A 16,026-nucleotide genomic window follows, 5' to 3' on the forward strand; every position below is an offset into this window, starting at 1 on the left:
CGCCGTATCGGCAATGATGGGGGTGAGCCGTCCGGGGCGCGTGTATCGGGATTCGCGCCCGCCCCCCTGGCGCGGACATCGCAGCGACGCTACATGAGGGGTGCGGTGCTGCGGGGTTCGTCAGGAGTACTTTTCCCCGGGGCCTTATCGACTCCCCAGGGAGCTGTCCCTGGCCCTGTCCCTGGACTTGGCCAACACGGCGCCCACCTACACTGTAGGTTTCCCGGGATCGCAACTCCAACGGCTCACGTGGCTCCGCACTCTGACTTCCCCGCCCTGAAAGCCGAGCTTCGCAAGCAGGCCCTCGCCCGCCGCGACGGTCTCGCCCCCGAGACCCGCCGGGCCGGCGGCCTGCGGATCGCGCAGAGCGTGATGCGGATCGGGCCGCTGTCCGACGCCGCCATCGTCGGCGCCTTCTGGGCGATCCGCAGCGAAGTCGACCCCCTCCCCCTCATCGAGATGCTGTTCGCCCGTGGACAGCGGGTCGCCCTGCCCAAGGTGACGCCGGACGGCCTCGTCTTCCGCGAATGGCGGGCGGGTGAGGCACTGGTTCCGGGCTCGTTCGGCCTCAGCGAACCGCGCGACGACCTCCCGCCCCTCGATCCCACCGCCCTCATCGTGCCCCTCGCCGCCTTCGACCGGCGCGGGCATCGCATCGGCTACGGGCGCGGCTATTACGATCAGGCCATCGAGCGGCTCTCCCGCAACGGCCCGGTCCTGACGATCGGCATCGCCTTCTCCGTCCAGGAGGTCGAGACCGTGCCGTCCGAGCCGCACGACCAGCCCCTCGACCACCTCATCACCGAAGCGGGGCCGGTCCCGCTCGTCCGGGACTGACAGCGACACATGCGACTTCTCTTCCTCGGCGATGTGGTGGGCCGCCCCGGCCGCAACGTGGTGATGGACCGGCTGCCGAAGTTGCGCGAGCGCTGGCGCCTCGATTGCGTGGTCATCAACGGCGAGAACGCGGCCGGCGGCTTCGGCATCACCGAGGCCATCTGCGACGAGCTCCTGCAGGCGGGGGCCGATGCGGTGACGCTGGGCAACCATTCCTTCGACCAGCGCGAAGCCCTCGTCTTCATCCAGCGCCAATCCCGCCTCGTGCGGCCGGCGAACTACCCGCCCGGCACGCCGGGGCGGGGCGCCACCGTGGTGGAGACGCGGGGCGGCGCGCGCGTCCTCGTCCTCAACGTCATGGGCCGCATCTACATGGATGCGCTGGACGATCCCTTCGCCTCCGCCGAGCGCGAACTCTCCGCCTGCCCCCTCGGCGAGGTGGCGGACGCCGTCATCGTCGACGTCCATGCCGAGGCGACCAGCGAGAAGCAGGCGTTCGGGCATTTCCTCGACGGCCGCGCCAGCCTCGTCGTCGGCACCCATACGCACACCCCCACCGCCGACCACCGCATCCTCCCCGGCGGCACCGCCTACCTGTCCGATGCCGGCATGTGCGGCGATTACGAGTCGATCCTCGGCATGCAGAAGGACGAGCCCCTGCGCCGCTTCCTGCAGAAGACCCCCGGTGCGCGCCTGGAAGCGGCCCAAGGCAAGGGCACCCTGTGCGGGATCGCCGTGGAGACCGACGACTCCACGGGGCTCGCCACCATGGTCTCTGCCGTGCGCCTCGGCCCGCATCTCGAGGAAACCTGGCCGCGCGCCTGGGATTAGGCGACGCGCGCGGACGCAACGCGTTTCCACCTCATTCTTCGCGTTCGTGCCTTCGCGACTACCTTGACGAGCAGCCCGCCCTCAAACACAACTTGAAGGAGTTATTTCTCGGATCTCTTCGGGAGGTTGTAAACTTGGCCGAGCCTGACTTTTCTCGCATCAATGCAGCGATCCGGCGCGCGGGTGCCCAGTGGGATTCGGGGCCGACGGCTCTGAGCGCATTCTACGATGTGACTGGGCCCGCGACCGAGCGGTTTGGACTGTCCTTCGATCCGGAACGCGCGAAGCGAGACGTCCTTGAGACACGAAACGCCGAATCGGCGCTGTTCAAAGTGGTCGCTCCTCCCCCGTCGCATCTCGACTGGCGTAACATGAGCGGGAAAAACTACGTCACGCCCATCAAGGATCAATCGAATTGCGGCTCTTGCGTCGCCTTTGCGACATGCGCCTCCATCGAGAGCCGCATTCTGATCGGCACCGGTCGTCCCGACAGTTCCATCGATCTGTCCGAAGCACACCTGTTCTATTGCGGCGCGCCGAATTCTTGTGATCTGGGCTGGTTCTACACCAAGGCCCTGGCCTTCGCGAAGAAGCCGGGAATCGGCCTGGAAGTCGATTTTCCTTACGTGCCGGGCAACCAGCCGTGCCGCAACATCCGGCCCGTGGCGACTGTCCCACGCTATCAGACAGCAGCATCTCAAATCGCCCGCAAGCAGGCGCTTCAGAAGGGCCCGGTCATCGGAGGTTTCCGCGTCTATCAGGATTTCTATACCTACCGCAGCGGCATCTACACCCATGTCACCGGCGAGGTCCTCGGTTGGCATGCCGTCTGTATCATCGGCTACGATGACATTCAGCAATGCTGGATCGCGAAGAACAGCTGGGGAACGGGTTGGGGTGAGCAGGGATTCTTCCGCATCGGTTTCGGTGAATGCGGCATTGATTCCGATGTCCTGTTCTACGATCCCGAGATCGCTCTTCTCAGAACCGGCACCGCGGCACCGAAACCGCCTCGGCGCCGTTCGAGGGTCTCCTCATGAAGACCGGGGCTGAGGCCTCCGGCTCGAACGAGGGACTTGTCTGCGGGCAAGCCGGTACGCGATAAGGGATCGCACTGGAGTGAAGCTTTATGGAGCTTGAACGGCGCGTCCCCATCAAGGCGTGCTCTGGCGAGACGATCGAGGTGTCCGCCCCCGGTGAGGGAATCGGCGGTTTTCTCTGGCATGCCGAGGTTTCGCAGCAGGCGGCGACGATCGTGAGCGAAGCCTTGGGACCGGCGGGAGAAGGCGTCGGGGCGACACGGGAGAAAGTCTTTCGCGTTCGCCTGGAGCAGCCCGGTGACACGACCGTCCGCCTCGTCCAAAAGCGTCCCTGGGAATCGACCCCGAGCCGCATCATCGAGGTGCCGATTCGGTGTGCCTAACGACCCGATCGCCCGATCGGGATGAACTGTGGGATCATCGACCCGGTTCGCCACGGTGGATCCCGTGTCCCGCCTCGTCTATTCCGTGCATAGGCCCCATTCGATCGATCCGGGGAAGTCGTGCCGCTTGATCGCGGACGGCGATGCGTCGAATGTGTGTGTCGCTCAGCTTGAGCGCACGCCCGGTGATTTTCGTTTCCGCAGTTCGACGCATGGTCCGAGACCGGCGTCTTCAGAGTCCCCGACAGCCCATGGCGACCCGCTCCGCGACTGCCCCCCTGAGCCGCCCGGGCATCTACCTGGTCCGGATGCTGGTCTTCCTGACCCTCGTCGGGTTTCTCGCCTTCGTCCTATACCGGCAGATCACGCCGGCCTTCCTCGCCAATGCCGGGTTGAACGGGCTGATCCTCGGCGTCCTCCTCATCGCCATCCTGCTCGCCTTCGGGCAGGTGATCCGCCTCTTCCGCGAGGTCGCTTACGTGAATGCGGTCGCGGCCGGCGAGGGATCGGCGAAGCCGCCCTCGCTCCTGGCACCCCTCTCCCCGGCGATCCTGGCGCGGCGCGAGTGTACGACGCAGGCCGGCATCCGCTCCTATCTCGACACGGTGGCCGCACGCCTCGACGAGGGGCGCGAAATCCTGCGCTACATCGCCGGTCTGCTGATCCTGCTGGGCCTGCTCGGCACCTTCTGGGGCCTCATCGACACGCTGAGTGCGGTGGGGAGCGTGATCCAGAGCATGCGCGGCGGCGGCGAGGCCAGCGCGATGTTCGACGAGTTGAAGAACGGCCTCGCCAAGCCGCTCTCCGGCATCGGCCTCGCCTTCTCGGCCTCGCTGTTCGGCCTGTCGAGCTCGCTCGTGACCGGTTTCCTCGACCTCCAGGCGGGCCAGGCCCATGCCCGCTTCCACAACGAGTTGGAGGATTGGCTGGTCTCCGGCGAGGAGCAGACCGCGGCGGCGCGCCCCGTCGCGGTGCAGGAGCCGGCCTCCGCCCGCGAACTCACCGAGGCGGTGGATCGGCTCTCGGCCATCGTCTCGGAGGGGGCCAACGGCCGCGTGGCGACCCAGGCGATGACCAACCTCGCCGAGGGTATCCAGGGCCTCGTCCAGCATATGCGGGCCGAGCAGCAGATGATCCGCGACTGGGTCGAGGCGCAGGCGACGCGCGAGCGTGAACTCAAGCAGGTGCTCGACCGGCTCGGCCGCGAGAAGACCTGATGGCCTCGCTGCGCACGCGCCGGGACCGGAGCCTCAACGTCTGGCCGGGCTATGTCGACGCCCTGGCGACGCTGCTGCTGGCCGTCGTCTTCCTGCTGACGATCTTCGTCGTCGGTCAGTTCTTCCTGTCGCAGGAAATCACCGGCCGCGATTCGGTGCTGAACCGGCTCAACCGGCAGATCGCCGACCTCACGGACCTTCTCGCCCTGGAACGCTCCAATCGGCGGGCGCAGGAGGAGAAGGCCTCGAACCTGCGCACCACGCTCCTGGGCACCGAGGCCGAGCGCGACAAGCTGAAGGAACAGGCCGGCGTCGCCGCGAGCGGAAACGACCGCCAGGGCGAGCTCGACAAGCAGTTGGTGGCCGAGCGCGCCACCAACGCCCGCGCGGCGTCGCAGATCGATCTCCTCAACGAGCAGATCGGCGCCATGCGCCGCCAGCTCGCCGCCCTCGAGGACGCGCTCGCCGCGAGCGAGAGCCGTGACCGGGAGAGCCAGGCCCGGATCGCCGATCTCGGCAGCCGCCTCAACGTGGCCCTCGCCCAGAAGGTGCAGGAACTGGCGCGCTACCGCTCCGACTTCTTCGGCCGCCTGCGCCAGATCCTCGGCAACCGCAGCGACATCCGTGTGGTCGGCGACCGGTTCGTCCTGCAGTCGGAGGTTCTGTTCCCGGTGGGCTCGGCGAGCCTGAAGCCCGAGGCGGCGCCGGAGCTCGACCGGATCGCCACGGCCATCCTCGATCTCTCGAAGCAGATCCCGTCGGACATTCCCTGGGTGCTGCGTGTCGACGGGCATACCGATGCCCGTCCCATCGCCAGTTCGCAATTTCCGTCGAACTGGTCGCTCTCGGCGGCCCGCGCCATCGCCGTGGTGCAGTACATGGCGGGCAGGGGGATTCCGCCCCAGCGCCTGCTCGCTGCCGCCTTCGGCGAGTTCCAGCCCATCGAGGCCGGCACCAGCGAGGACGTCTACGCCCGCAACCGCCGCATCGAGCTGAAGCTCACCGAACGTTAAGAGTCTCTCACGAGACTCCCGGTTACGGTCGGTTCTCGCCACACGCACGGCGGTGCAGGGGGAGTATCGTGAGAGCCACTCAGGCTGGCCCCCTACCGCAACGGTGCCAGCGCCACCGCCCAGACGACGAACGCACCGGAGAGCAACCCGAAGGCCATGAATTCCACCGCGCCGGTCAGGATCATCCGCTTGAGCATTGTGATCGCCTCTCGTTGACGCGACGATCTTTGTTCTTGTTTTGTTCTTTGTAAAGCGGGCATTTCCCACGCTGCAAGACGCGGTTAGCGAGCGGTTAACATGCAGGCGGGACGCAGCGCCCACCCGACGCGTCGAGCCTCGACGCTCCCGTCCGCCTCCTTGAAAGCTTCCTCAAATTGCTGGCGCGAGGTCGTTGCGATCGATCCGCGAGCTTCGTTTGAAAACGGACAAATAGTCGTCCCCGCGCAACCCGATTGACCCGAGAGCAATTGACAGGGCAATCAGGGCGAAGAACCGCGGATCACGTTCCATTCTTGGCCAATTTCGCTATCCTATGTGAATGGTCGAATGCGAATACATCTCGTCGCCATCGGCTCCCATGGCGACGTCCTCCCGTTTCTCGCCATCGGCGCTGAATTTCTTCGTCGCGGACAAGATGTGATCCTGGCAGCCCCCGCCCCCTTCGCGGATCACGCGGCACGGATCGGCCTGCCCTTCCATTCCCTCGGAGACGATTGCGACTACCGTCGCATCACCGCCGACCCCGAACTCTGGCATCCGCGCAGGGGGGCCGCCGCCTTGTTCGGGACCATGGCCGCCTCCACCGAGCAGACCTATCGCTGGATCGCCGCGAACGCGCGCAAGGGCCACTCCATCGTGGTCGCCTCGACCCTGGCCTTCGGGGCGCGGGTGGCGCAGGAAAAGCTGCGCCTGCCCGTCATCACGATCCACGCGATGCCCCTGCTGATGGAGAGCCGCTACGCTTCCCCGATCCTGCCGGGCGTGCCGCTGCCCTCTTGGGTTCCATCCCGCCTTCGGCACTGGGTCGGTCGGGGCGCCGACAAATACGTCATCGGACCGGCGGCCCTACCGACCATCAACGCGTTCCGGCAGGAGCTTGGCCTCAACCCCGTGCGTCGGCTGCGCTACTGGTGGAACAGCCCCTCCCGTGTCCTGCTGCTCTTTCCCGACTGGTTCGCGGCCTCTCAGCCGGACTGGCCCCGGCAGGCCATGCATGTGGGCTTTCCCATCGCGGATCGCTTCGGCGACACGGACCGCCTCGGGGCCCGCCTCACGCGGTTCATGCAGGGTAACGATCCCCCCCTGGTCTTCACCTACGGATCGGCCATGCGCCAGGCATCGGGCTTCTTCCGAACCGCCCTCGCCATCTGCGAGCGTCTGGGGCGGCGGGGCGTGCTGCTCGCTCCGGAGCACGGTCAGGTTCCCGAATCCCTGCCCGATACCCTGATCCACGTGCCCTATGCGCCGCTCAGCGTCCTGCTGCCCCGGTCGGCGGCGCTGATCCACCATGGCGGGATCGGCACCGTGGCGCAGGCCCTGGCCGCGGGTACGCCGCAGATGATCGTTCCGGTGGCGTTCGATCATTTCGACGAGGCGGCGCGCGTGAAGCGCCTCGGTGCGGGGCTGAGCCTGAGCCGGCGCCGCTTCACGCCCGCACGCGGCGCGCGCCGCCTTCGCCGCCTGCTGGCCTCGGCGGAGGTGGCGAGCGCCTGCAGAAATCTGAAGCGACGCCTTGACGGGCTGGACGGGGTCGCCGCCGCCTGCGACGCGATCGAGAAAATGGCGCCCCGCCGCCGCTGACGGAGGCAGGTCTCTCCGACAGGGCAGGCCGCCGGTCGGCCCTTACGGCAGTTGCTCGATCAACCCGTCCCGGATGGTGACGCGCCGGTCCATGCGGGCGGCGAGCTCCATGTTGTGGGTGGCCACGAGCGCGGCGAGGCCCGAAGCGCGCACCAGCGAGACCAGGATCCCGAAGACATGCGCCGCCGTATGCGGATCGAGGTTGCCGGTGGGCTCGTCGGCGAGCAGCAGGCGCGGGCCGTTGGCGACGGCCCGCGCGATGGCGACACGCTGCTGCTCGCCGCCCGACAACTCGGCCGGGCGGTGGACGAGACGCTCCTTGAGACCGAGGAAGCTCAGGAGCTCGGTGGCGCGCGCGTTGGCTTCCTTGGCCCCGAGGCCACGGATGAGCTGGGGCATCACCACGTTCTCCAGGGCCGAGAATTCCGGCAGGAGGTGGTGGAACTGATAGACGAAGCCCATCTCCTCGCGGCGGAAGCGGGTGCGCTCGGAATCGGGCATGGCCGCCGTGGGCTGGCCGCCGATATAGACCTCGCCCCCATCAGGCCGCTCCAGCAGGCCGGCGAGATGCAGAAGCGTGGATTTGCCCGCCCCCGAGGGTGCCACGAGCGCCACGAGTTCGCCCGGCCAGATCGCGAGATCGGCCCCCCGCAGGATATCGAGGGCCCCCGACCCCTGCGTGTAGCGGCGTTCGACCTTGGCGAAGAACAGGGCCGGGACCGGCTGCGCGCCGGCCTCGTCGGCAGAGGTGGTCATGATGGTTGAATCTCCCCTCAGCCGTAACGCAGGGCCTGCACCGGATCGAGCCGGGCGGCGCGCCAGGAGGGATAGAGCGTCGCCACGAGCGACAGGGCGATGGAGGTTAGGACCACCACCGTGATCTCGCCGGAATTCATCTCGGCCGGGATCTCCGCCAGGAACCGCACGGTGGGGTCCCAGGCCGAGGGAAACAGCACCCGCTGGATCGGCTTGATGTTGAGGGTGATGAGCGTGCCCAGAGCCAGCCCGCCCAGGGTGCCGACCACGCCGATCAGCGCCCCGTTGATGAGGAAGACCCGCATCACGGTACCGGGCGTGGCGCCCATCGTCCGCAGGATCGCGATGTCGCTCGACTTGTCGCGCACCAGCAGGATCAGGCCGGAGACGATGTTGAGGGTCGCCACCACGACGATGAGGCTGAGGATGAGGAACATCACGTTCCGCTCCACCTCCAACGCCCCGAAAAAGGTTCGGTTGCGCTGACGCCAGTCGGTGAGGAGAACGGGCCGCTCGGCCGCCATTTCGAGGTCGGGCCGCACTTGCGCCACGGCATCGGCATTGTCGAGATAGACCTCGATCAGGCTGACGTCGCCTTCCCGGTTGAAGAAGGCCTGGGATTCGGCCAGCGGCATGAAGACGAAGGTGGCGTCGAACTCGGTCATGCCGATCTCGAAGATCGCCTTGACCGTATAGGCCTTGGTGCGCGGCGCGGTACCGAACGGGGTCGTCGCCCCCTTCGGCGTGGACAGGGTGATCTGGTCGCCGGCCTGGAGGCCGAGGGATTCCGCGAGCCGCCGGCCGATGGCGACGCCCGTCCCGTCGTCGAACCCGTCGAGGGTGCCGCCCCGGATGGTCTTGGCGATGGAGCCGATGGAATCGATGTCCTCGCCGCGGATGCCGCGCACGAGCACGCCGCTGCCGCCATAGGGCGACGAGGCGAAGGCCTGACCTTCCACCAGGGGAATCGCCGAGCGCACGCCGGCGACCTTGGAGAGGCGGTCGGAGAGATCGACGTAATCGGTGAACAGCTTGTCGATGGGCGTGACGAAGACGTGGCCGTTGATGCCGACGATCTTCGACAGCAGTTCGGTGCGGAAGCCGTTCATCACCGAGAGGACGATGATGAGGGTGGCGACCCCGAGGGTGATGCCGAGGACCGAGAAGAAGGCGACGACGGAGACGCCGCCGCCGCGCCGCCGGGCCCGGAGATAGCGCCCGGCGATGATCCATTCGAAGGCCGCGAAGGGCGGCGTGCTGCCGCGCTTGAACAGGCCGGGGAGACCCGCCAGCCGTTCCTTCACCGTCTCTGCCAGAGCCATGCGGGCCTCAGCTCCGCTTCAGGCGCGAGATCAGGTCGATGGGAGCCACGCTCTCGCGCTCGCCGCCGGAGCGCCGCTTGATCTCGACCTTGCCCTCGGCGAGGCCGCGCGGCCCGACCACCACCTGCCAGGGCAGGCCGATGAGGTCGGCGGTGGCGAACTTGGCGCCGGGACGCTCGTCGCGGTCGTCGTAGAGGACCGTGAGGCCGTTGGCCTCGAGGTTCGACTGGATCTCGGCGCAGGCCGCGTCGGTGGCCGCGTCGCCGGTCTTGAGGTTGATGAGGGCGACGTCGAACGGCGCCACGGAATCCGGCCAGATGATGCCGGCCTCGTCGTGCGAGGCCTCGATGATCGCCGCCACTAGACGGCTCGGGCCGATGCCGTAGGAGCCCATATGCACGGGACGGTCGACACCATCCGGCCCGGTGACCTTGGCGCCCATGGCCTCGGAATACTTGGTGCCGAAATAGAAGATGTGGCCGACCTCGATGCCGCGCGCGGCCATCTGCTTGTCCTCGCCGACCTCGGCGAAGGCGGCGGGCTCGTGCATCTCGGAGGTGGCGGCGTAGAGCGAGGTCCAGCGGTCAACGGTGCCCTGGAGGCCGGCGACGTCGTCGAAATCGGTGGTCACCGGCGGGACGTCGAAATCGAGATACTGCCTGTCGCAGAACACCTCGCTCTCGCCCGTCTGGGCCAGGATGATGAATTCGTGGCTGAGGTCGCCGCCGATCGGGCCGGTATCGGCGCGCATGGGGATCGCCTTGAGGCCGAGGCCGGCGAAGGTGCGGAGATACGCCACGAACATCTTGTTGTAGGCGTGCCGGGCCGTCGCCTGATCGATATCGAAGGAGTAGGCGTCCTTCATCAGGAACTCGCGCGAGCGCATGGTGCCGAAACGCGGTCGCACCTCGTCGCGGAACTTCCAGGAGATCTGGTAGAGGTTCTTCGGCAGGTCCTTGTAGGAGCGCACGCTGCCGCGGAAGATCTCGGTGATGACCTCCTCGGCGGTGGGGCCGAACAGCATCTCGCGGTCGTGCCGGTCGGAAATGCGCAGCATCTCCTTGCCGTAGGCCTCGTAGCGACCGGATTCCTTCCACAACTCCGCCGACTGGATCGACGGCATCAGCAGCTCGATGGCGCCGGACCGGTCCTGCTCCTCGCGGATCACCGCGCAGACCCTGTTGAGCACGCGCAGGCCGAGGGGCAGCCAGGCATAGATGCCCGCCGCTTCCTGGCGGATCAGGCCGGCCCGCAGCATGAGGCGGTGGGAGACGATCTCCGCCTCCTTGGGCGTCTCGCGCAGGGTCGGCAGGAAGTAGCGGGAGAGACGCATCGGGAACCTTGGATCGGTTTGGAGCGCGATCGTACCGCGCATCGTTGCGGGGCACACAACACATTGCACCGAGAAAAGACAAGCGCCGTGCGGGCTCCAGGAAAGCCCCGCGTGGTCAGGCAACTACGTCGCAGACGGAAATGGAGCCGAAACCCGCAAACTCTTGCAAAAAAACGCCAGGAATCATCTCCGGAGGCGTGACAATGCGCAATCCAGTTCCTATAAGCGCCACCGTGATGGTCGCGACGCCCGGAGAGGCAGCGCGAGGTCCGAGTCTCGGGAGGAAATTTCAGCCGCCACGCCGTCAGAAATGCGTGAGATAAAATAGGCTGACACGTCATCTGCCGTCTCAAAAGCAAGGCTCGCGCCTTGCTTTTTTTATGGTCGATAAGCGTCCCGGATACGGGCGGTGGACGATCCGACATCTTGCCGGATCGCCGCGCTAGAGCATTTCCCGCAATCTCCGGATCACGGACAATGCTCTAACCTGCTGTGTGGTCGCATTGTCTTCACGCGAGCCGGCATCCGCCTCGCTTGAAAATGCTCTAAAGCCCCGACAGCTCGAAGATCGGGATGACGACGAGAAAGACGAGGCTGGCGAGCAAGGTCGTCCAGATCGCCTTCTCGAGCAGGCGCGGCGACGCCGGCGCCCCCGGATCCTGTCCCGGCACGATCAGCGACGGGTCGGTCTCGACGTGGTTGCGCAGCGGCAGGATGACGAAGAGCAGCGTCCACCAGACCACGAAGTACAGGGCGAAGGCCCCGAAGACCGTGAGCTTGAACAGCACCACGGCGAGGGCCGCCACGGCCGAGACGATGACGACCATGGTGGCCAGCGTCCGCCAGATCGTGGCCGAGACGGTCTGGACCAGGGCGCTCACGCCACTCACACCTGCTCCAACTCGACGAGGGTGCCGAGGAAGTCCTTGGGATGCAGGAACAGCACCGGCTTGCCGTGGGCGCCGATCTTCGGCTCGCCGGTGCCGAGGACGCGGGCGCCCTGGGCCTTCAGCTTGTCGCGGGCGGCGATGATGTCGTCGACCTCGTAGCAGACATGGTGCACGCCGCCGTTCGGGTTGCGCTCCACGAAGCTCTCGATGGGCGAGCCCTCGCCCAGGGGCGACATCAACTCGACCTTGCTGTTGGGCAGGTTCACGAACACTACCGTCACGCCGTGCTCGGGCTGCGGCAGGGGCTCGGTGACCGTGGCACCCAGCGTATCGCGATAGATGGCACAGGCCGCGTCGAGGTCGCGCACGGCGATGGCCACGTGGTTCAGGCGTCCGATCATGGTTTGCTCCCCTCCTTGATGACCCGCTGCGCGAAACATCCCTCTTCCCTCTGCGGGAGAGGGTGGCCCGCGAATGCGGGTCGGGAGAGGTGTTCCCTATCCGGAGAGGTCGTCCCCTCTCCCGGTCGCTCCGCGACCACCCTCCCCCGCGAAGGGGGAGGGTCAAAGCGCACTCACACCTCCACCACCTGCACGTGGCAGGCGGGCTTCTTGCCCCAGGCTTCGTTGACGGCCGAGCGGATCGCCCGGTCGACGGCCTTCTCCACGGCCTCGGCATCCTTGCGCTTCTGCTTCGACAGGCCGCTGAGGGTGCGCGTCACCGCCTCGACGGCGACGTCGAGCATGGGCTGGCCGTTCTTGCCGCGATTGGGCAGGCCCATGATGTCGATGGCCGGTTCACCGAGGACCTCGCCCTGAACGTCGATGGCGATGGCCACCGAGACGACGCCGGCCTGTGAGAGCTTGCGCCGCTCGGGAATGGCGCGATCCTTGGCGTCGATCAGGATGTTGCCATCCTTGAACAGGCGCCCGGCCTTCACGTGATTGACGATCTCCGGCGTGCCGGGAGCGAGGCGCACGACGCTGCCGTTGCGGGCCTTGACCACGTTGCCGACGCCCTGGGCCAGGGCGAAGCGGGCGTGCTCGTCGAGATGCAGCGCCTCGCCGTGGACGGGGATCGCGGTCCTCGGCCGGGTCCAGGCATACATCTCCGCCATCTCGTCGCGGCGGGGATGGCCGGAGACGTGGACGAGCTTCGTCCGGTCGGTGACCACCTCGATGCCGGCATTGATCAGGTCGTTGATGATGGCGCCCACCGCCCGCTCGTTGCCGGGAATGGCGCGCGACGAGAAGATCACGCGGTCGCCGGCGGCCAGCGTCACGTCGGGATGATCGTCGCGGGAGACACGGGCCAGGGCCGCACGCTCCTCGCCCTGCGAGCCGGTGAGCAGGCAGACCACCTTGTCGCGGGGCAGGTAGCCGTAGGCGTCGGCCGAGCGGAAGTCCGGAAGACCGTCGAGGAAGCCGCATTCACGGGCGACGCCGATGACCCGGTCCATGGCCCGGCCGACGGCCACGACCTCGCGGCCGCAATCGCGCGCCGCCTCGGCCACCGCCCGCATGCGGGCGACGTTGGAGGCGAAGGTGGTGACGGCGACCCGGTGAGGCGCCTCGGCGATGAGTTCCCGCAGGGTGGCGGCGACCTCCGCCTCGCTCGGGCTGCGGCCCTCGCGCACGACGTTGGTCGAATCGCTGATCATGGCGAGGATGCCCTCGTCGCCGAGCTTGCGGAACGAGGCTTCCGAGGTGACGTCGCCGAGGATCGGCGTGGCGTCGAGCTTCCAGTCGCCCGTATGCAGGACGAGTCCGTGCGCGGTGCGGATGGCGACCGCGTTCGATTCCGGGATCGAGTGCGAGACGGGGACGTACTCGATCTCGAACGGCCCCACCGTCACGGGTTTATGTGCCGCGATCTCGCGCAGGATCACCTTCGGAGCGCCCGGCTCGCTGAGGCGACGCGCCTCGAGCAGGTTCTTGGCGAAGCGCGTGGCGTAGACCGGTGCCTTCAGCTTGGGCCACAGCTCACCGATGGCGCCGATATGATCCTCGTGCGCATGGGTGATGAAGATGGCGAGGAGGTCGTCCTTGCGCTCCTCGATGAAGCTCAGATCGGGAAACATCAGGTCGATGCCCGGGAAGCCCTCTTCCCCGGCAAAGCCCATTCCGCAATCGACCATGATCCATTTCCGGCGCTTCTCCGGCCCGAAGCCATAGAGCGCCGCATTCATGCCGATCTCGCCCACGCCGCCGAGCGGCACGAAGACGAGTTCGTCTTGCCCTGTCGTCATCACTGTAAAACCTCAAGCCGCCGTCGCGGCCGAACCCAAATGCACCTCGCCCGCCGTCACGGTCCGTCGCGTCCCATCATCCGATCGGACGACGAGCCGCCCCGCCTCGTCGATCGTCTCGAAAATTCCATGCACGATCTCGCCGCCGATCCGCACCGAGACCGGTGCGCCGATCCCGGCGGCGTCGTCGAGCCAAAGCCGGCGGATCGATGAGAACCCGCCGCCCCGGCTCCAAAGTCGCGCAGCAGCGACGAACTCGTCCGACACATGGTCGAACAAATCCTCGGCGCGCGTTTCGTACGAACTCTGACTGAGGCTTGTCGCGGGATAAGGCAAGTCCTGCGGTGACGCGGCGACGTTGACGCCAAAGCCGATGACCGCCGATCTGCGCCCGCCGGGATGGGTCTCCGCCTCTAGAAGCAGGCCCGCGAGCTTCGCTCCGGCGACCAGGACGTCGTTGGGCCATTTCAGGCGGAACGGACTGATCCGACCTTCACCCTCATCCCGAGGGGCCGCACCGGACGCTTCGACGAACGGCACCGACACCTCAGGATGAGGGAGGTCGACGCTTCCCTCGGCGTGGGACGGTCCGATCGTACGCTTCAGGGCCGCGATCAGCGCGACGCCGGCGACGAAGCCGAGGCCCGGCACATGGACCGGATCGACGTCCGAGACCGGCCAGAGAAGGCTGGCGGTGAGGTTGCCGGGCAGGGACGCCCAGGTGCTCCCCCTGCGGCCGCGCCCCGCTTCCTGCCTGAGCGCGACGACCCAGAGCGGCCCCCGTTCCCCCTGGCGCGCGAGGTCCATCGCCTGGGTGTTGGTGGAGCCGAGGCTCTCGTGAACGTGAAGCCGATGCCCGGCGGCCTTGGCCGCCGCGCCGAGTCGATACCCCGACACAATCCTAGAACAGCGACTTGGCCGCGGCCCCCGCCGCGCTGACGAGGGGTGACGGGACGAGGAAGAACAGCACCACCACCGCGCTCGACAGGCCGAGCACGATGCGCAGGCCCGGTGTCATGGTCTCGTACGGGGCCTGGGGCTCGTCGAAATACATCACCTTGACGAGACGCAGGTAATAGAACGCGCCGACGACGCTCGTGACGACACCGATCACCGCGAGACCGACGAGATCGGCCTTTATCGCGGCGGCGAAGACGTAGAACTTGCCGAAGAACCCGGCCAGGGGCGGAATGCCGGCCAGCGAGAACATCATCGCGGCAAGGCAGAAGGCCAGGACCGGATGCGTACGCGAGAGGCCGGACAGGTCGTCCACCGTCTCGAACATCTGCCCGCCGCGACGCAGGGACAGGAGCACGGCGAAGGCGCCCAGCGTCATGGCGAGATAGATGATCATGTAGATCACCACGCCGCGGATCCCCTCCTCCGAAGCGGCGGCCAGCCCGATCAGGGCGTAGCCGACATTGCCGATGGAGGAATAGGCCATCAGGCGCTTGATCGAGCGCTGGCCGATGGCCGCGAACGAGCCGAGGGTCATGGAGGCGATGGCGACGAAAACGATGATCTGCTGCCAGATCGCCGTCACGTCCGGGAAGGCGCCGATGAAGACCCGCACGGTCATGGCGACGGCGGCCATCTTCGGGGCGGAGGCGAAGAACGCCGTCACTGGGGTCGGCGAGCCCTCGTAGACGTCGGGCGTCCACATGTGGAACGGCACGGCCGACATCTTGAAGGCGACGCCGGCGGCCACGAACACGATGCCGAGCACGATGCCGATACCGGCATTGTCGTTGAGCGCGGAGACGATGCCGGGGAAGGAGACCGTCCCGGTGAAGCCGTAGACCAGCGACGAACCATAGAGCAGCATGCCGGAGGACAAGGCGCCGAGGACGAAATACTTCAGCCCGGCTTCCGTCGATTTCAGGTTGTCGCGGTGGAAGGCGGCGATGACGTAGGCCGCCAGCGACTGCAGTTCGAGGCCGAGATAAAGGGCGATCAGGTCGTTGGCCGAGGCCATCACCATCATGCCGATGGTGCACAGCACGATCAGGATGGGGAACTCGAACCGGTCGATGCGCTCGCGCTGGAAATAGTCCCGCGAAAGCAGGATCGTGGCGGCCGAGCCGAGCAGGATCAGCGCCTTCATCACCTTAGAGAAATTGTCGACGATGAACGACCCGTTGAGGGTCGTGACCTTCGCGCCCGACTGCGACACGACCACGAAGAAGGCGAGGATCAGCAGGATGAGCGCGCCGACATTGACGCTCTCGGCCGAGCGCTCGCCCCGGAAGGCGCCGTAGAGGATCAGCCCCAGCACGCCGATCGCGAGGATCAGCTCCGGCATCACCGGCGAGAGCGAGGGCAGGACGGCCTGGATAGCGGTCATCTGGCGTAGACC

Annotated in this window: 15 protein-coding genes and 1 other RNA gene; 8 read left to right on the plus strand and 8 right to left on the minus strand. The window is 67.1% G+C overall.

The window, feature by feature from the left end; all coding sequences use genetic code 11:
• Nucleotides 1–102: 102 nt before the first annotated feature.
• From ssrS to MKK51_RS02475, 8 genes are all read left to right on the plus strand, one after another.
• Nucleotides 103–260, plus strand: a non-coding RNA gene (gene ssrS / locus MKK51_RS02440) — 6S RNA.
• Nucleotides 250–837 carry a 5-formyltetrahydrofolate cyclo-ligase gene (locus MKK51_RS02445; RefSeq protein ID WP_243974755.1) on the plus strand — a complete coding sequence of 196 codons (588 nt, stop codon included), beginning with the start codon at nucleotides 250–252 and terminating at the stop codon, nucleotides 835–837. Before ssrS ends, MKK51_RS02445 begins: the two co-directional genes overlap by 11 nt.
• A gap of 9 nt (nucleotides 838–846) precedes the next feature.
• The gene (locus tag MKK51_RS02450; RefSeq protein ID WP_243974756.1) at nucleotides 847–1,668 is read left to right on the plus strand and encodes a TIGR00282 family metallophosphoesterase; all 822 of its coding nucleotides are present in this window, start codon (nucleotides 847–849) and stop codon (nucleotides 1,666–1,668) included.
• Nucleotides 1,669–1,802: 134 nt separating this feature from the next.
• Nucleotides 1,803–2,708: a C1 family peptidase gene (locus MKK51_RS02455; protein ID WP_243974757.1), complete on the plus strand. Its 906-nt coding sequence runs from the start codon at nucleotides 1,803–1,805 to the stop codon at nucleotides 2,706–2,708.
• Nucleotides 2,709–2,797: 89 nt separating this feature from the next.
• Nucleotides 2,798–3,091, plus strand: coding sequence for a protease inhibitor I42 family protein (locus MKK51_RS02460; protein WP_243974758.1), 294 nt, complete (start codon nucleotides 2,798–2,800; stop codon nucleotides 3,089–3,091).
• Nucleotides 3,092–3,342: 251 nt separating this feature from the next.
• A complete protein-coding gene (locus MKK51_RS02465) occupies nucleotides 3,343–4,308 on the plus strand; it encodes a MotA/TolQ/ExbB proton channel family protein (protein WP_243974760.1) in 966 nt (321 codons plus the stop codon).
• On the plus strand, nucleotides 4,308–5,321 hold the full coding sequence (locus MKK51_RS02470) for a peptidoglycan -binding protein (protein ID WP_243974761.1): 1,014 nt from the start codon (nucleotides 4,308–4,310) through the stop codon (nucleotides 5,319–5,321). The genes MKK51_RS02465 and MKK51_RS02470 overlap by 1 nt, the downstream gene beginning before the upstream one ends.
• A 546-nt stretch (nucleotides 5,322–5,867) precedes the next feature.
• On the plus strand, nucleotides 5,868–7,121 hold the full coding sequence (locus tag MKK51_RS02475; RefSeq protein ID WP_243974762.1) for a glycosyltransferase: 1,254 nt from the start codon (nucleotides 5,868–5,870) through the stop codon (nucleotides 7,119–7,121).
• A 42-nt stretch (nucleotides 7,122–7,163) separates the two neighbouring features.
• Here the strand turns inward: MKK51_RS02475 and MKK51_RS02480 are convergent, their stop codons facing one another.
• The 8 genes from MKK51_RS02480 to nuoN all read right to left on the minus strand — a co-directional run bounded on the left by MKK51_RS02480 (nucleotide 7,164) and on the right by nuoN (nucleotide 16,014).
• Nucleotides 7,164–7,877, minus strand: a complete 714-nt coding sequence (locus MKK51_RS02480) for an ABC transporter ATP-binding protein (protein WP_243974763.1) — start codon at nucleotides 7,875–7,877, stop codon at nucleotides 7,164–7,166.
• 17 nt (nucleotides 7,878–7,894) lie between these two features.
• A complete protein-coding gene (locus MKK51_RS02485; RefSeq protein WP_243974764.1) occupies nucleotides 7,895–9,199 on the minus strand; it encodes a lipoprotein-releasing ABC transporter permease subunit in 1,305 nt (434 codons plus the stop codon).
• A 7-nt stretch (nucleotides 9,200–9,206) separates the two neighbouring features.
• Entirely contained in the window at nucleotides 9,207–10,532 is a 1,326-nt protein-coding gene (proS, locus tag MKK51_RS02490; RefSeq protein WP_243974765.1) for a proline--tRNA ligase, read from the minus strand.
• A 545-nt stretch (nucleotides 10,533–11,077) separates the two neighbouring features.
• Nucleotides 11,078–11,422 carry a DUF1467 family protein gene (locus MKK51_RS02495; protein WP_243974766.1) on the minus strand — a complete coding sequence of 115 codons (345 nt, stop codon included), beginning with the start codon at nucleotides 11,420–11,422 and terminating at the stop codon, nucleotides 11,078–11,080.
• Nucleotides 11,419–11,823, minus strand: a complete 405-nt coding sequence (mce, locus tag MKK51_RS02500) for a methylmalonyl-CoA epimerase (RefSeq protein WP_018042032.1) — start codon at nucleotides 11,821–11,823, stop codon at nucleotides 11,419–11,421. Before mce ends, MKK51_RS02495 begins: the two co-directional genes overlap by 4 nt.
• Before the next feature lie 173 nt (nucleotides 11,824–11,996).
• Nucleotides 11,997–13,670, minus strand: a complete 1,674-nt coding sequence (locus tag MKK51_RS02505; RefSeq protein WP_243974767.1) for a ribonuclease J — start codon at nucleotides 13,668–13,670, stop codon at nucleotides 11,997–11,999.
• A 12-nt stretch (nucleotides 13,671–13,682) separates the two neighbouring features.
• Complete coding sequence (locus MKK51_RS02510; RefSeq protein ID WP_243974840.1) at nucleotides 13,683–14,477, minus strand: biotin--[acetyl-CoA-carboxylase] ligase; 795 nt, start codon at nucleotides 14,475–14,477, stop codon at nucleotides 13,683–13,685.
• 94 nt (nucleotides 14,478–14,571) lie between these two features.
• Nucleotides 14,572–16,014, minus strand: coding sequence for an NADH-quinone oxidoreductase subunit NuoN (gene nuoN / locus MKK51_RS02515; RefSeq protein ID WP_243974769.1), 1,443 nt, complete (start codon nucleotides 16,012–16,014; stop codon nucleotides 14,572–14,574).
• Nucleotides 16,015–16,026 lie beyond the last annotated feature (12 nt).

It is taken from the genome of Methylobacterium sp. E-045, assembly GCF_022829685.1.
In the GTDB taxonomy this organism is placed as follows: domain Bacteria; phylum Pseudomonadota; class Alphaproteobacteria; order Rhizobiales; family Beijerinckiaceae; genus Methylobacterium.

Excerpts from the sequence above, each read along its gene's own strand:
- MKK51_RS02450 (WP_243974756.1), top strand. The coding sequence starts at position 847 with ATGCGACTTCTCTTCCTCGGCGATGTGGTGGGCCGCCCCGGCCGCAAC.
- MKK51_RS02460 (WP_243974758.1), top strand. The coding sequence starts at position 2,798 with ATGGAGCTTGAACGGCGCGTCCCCATCAAGGCGTGCTCTGGCGAGACG.
- MKK51_RS02465 (WP_243974760.1), top strand. The coding sequence starts at position 3,343 with ATGGCGACCCGCTCCGCGACTGCCCCCCTGAGCCGCCCGGGCATCTAC.
- MKK51_RS02470 (WP_243974761.1), top strand. The coding sequence starts at position 4,308 with ATGGCCTCGCTGCGCACGCGCCGGGACCGGAGCCTCAACGTCTGGCCG.
- MKK51_RS02475 (WP_243974762.1), top strand. The coding sequence starts at position 5,868 with ATGCGAATACATCTCGTCGCCATCGGCTCCCATGGCGACGTCCTCCCG.
- MKK51_RS02480 (WP_243974763.1), bottom strand. The coding sequence starts at position 7,877 with ATGACCACCTCTGCCGACGAGGCCGGCGCGCAGCCGGTCCCGGCCCTG.
- MKK51_RS02485 (WP_243974764.1), bottom strand. The coding sequence starts at position 9,199 with ATGGCTCTGGCAGAGACGGTGAAGGAACGGCTGGCGGGTCTCCCCGGC.
- proS (WP_243974765.1), bottom strand. The coding sequence starts at position 10,532 with ATGCGTCTCTCCCGCTACTTCCTGCCGACCCTGCGCGAGACGCCCAAG.
- mce (WP_018042032.1), bottom strand. The coding sequence starts at position 11,823 with ATGATCGGACGCCTGAACCACGTGGCCATCGCCGTGCGCGACCTCGAC.
- MKK51_RS02505 (WP_243974767.1), bottom strand. The coding sequence starts at position 13,670 with ATGACGACAGGGCAAGACGAACTCGTCTTCGTGCCGCTCGGCGGCGTG.
- MKK51_RS02510 (WP_243974840.1), bottom strand. The coding sequence starts at position 14,477 with ATGGACCTCGCGCGCCAGGGGGAACGGGGGCCGCTCTGGGTCGTCGCG.
- nuoN (WP_243974769.1), bottom strand. The coding sequence starts at position 16,014 with ATGACCGCTATCCAGGCCGTCCTGCCCTCGCTCTCGCCGGTGATGCCG.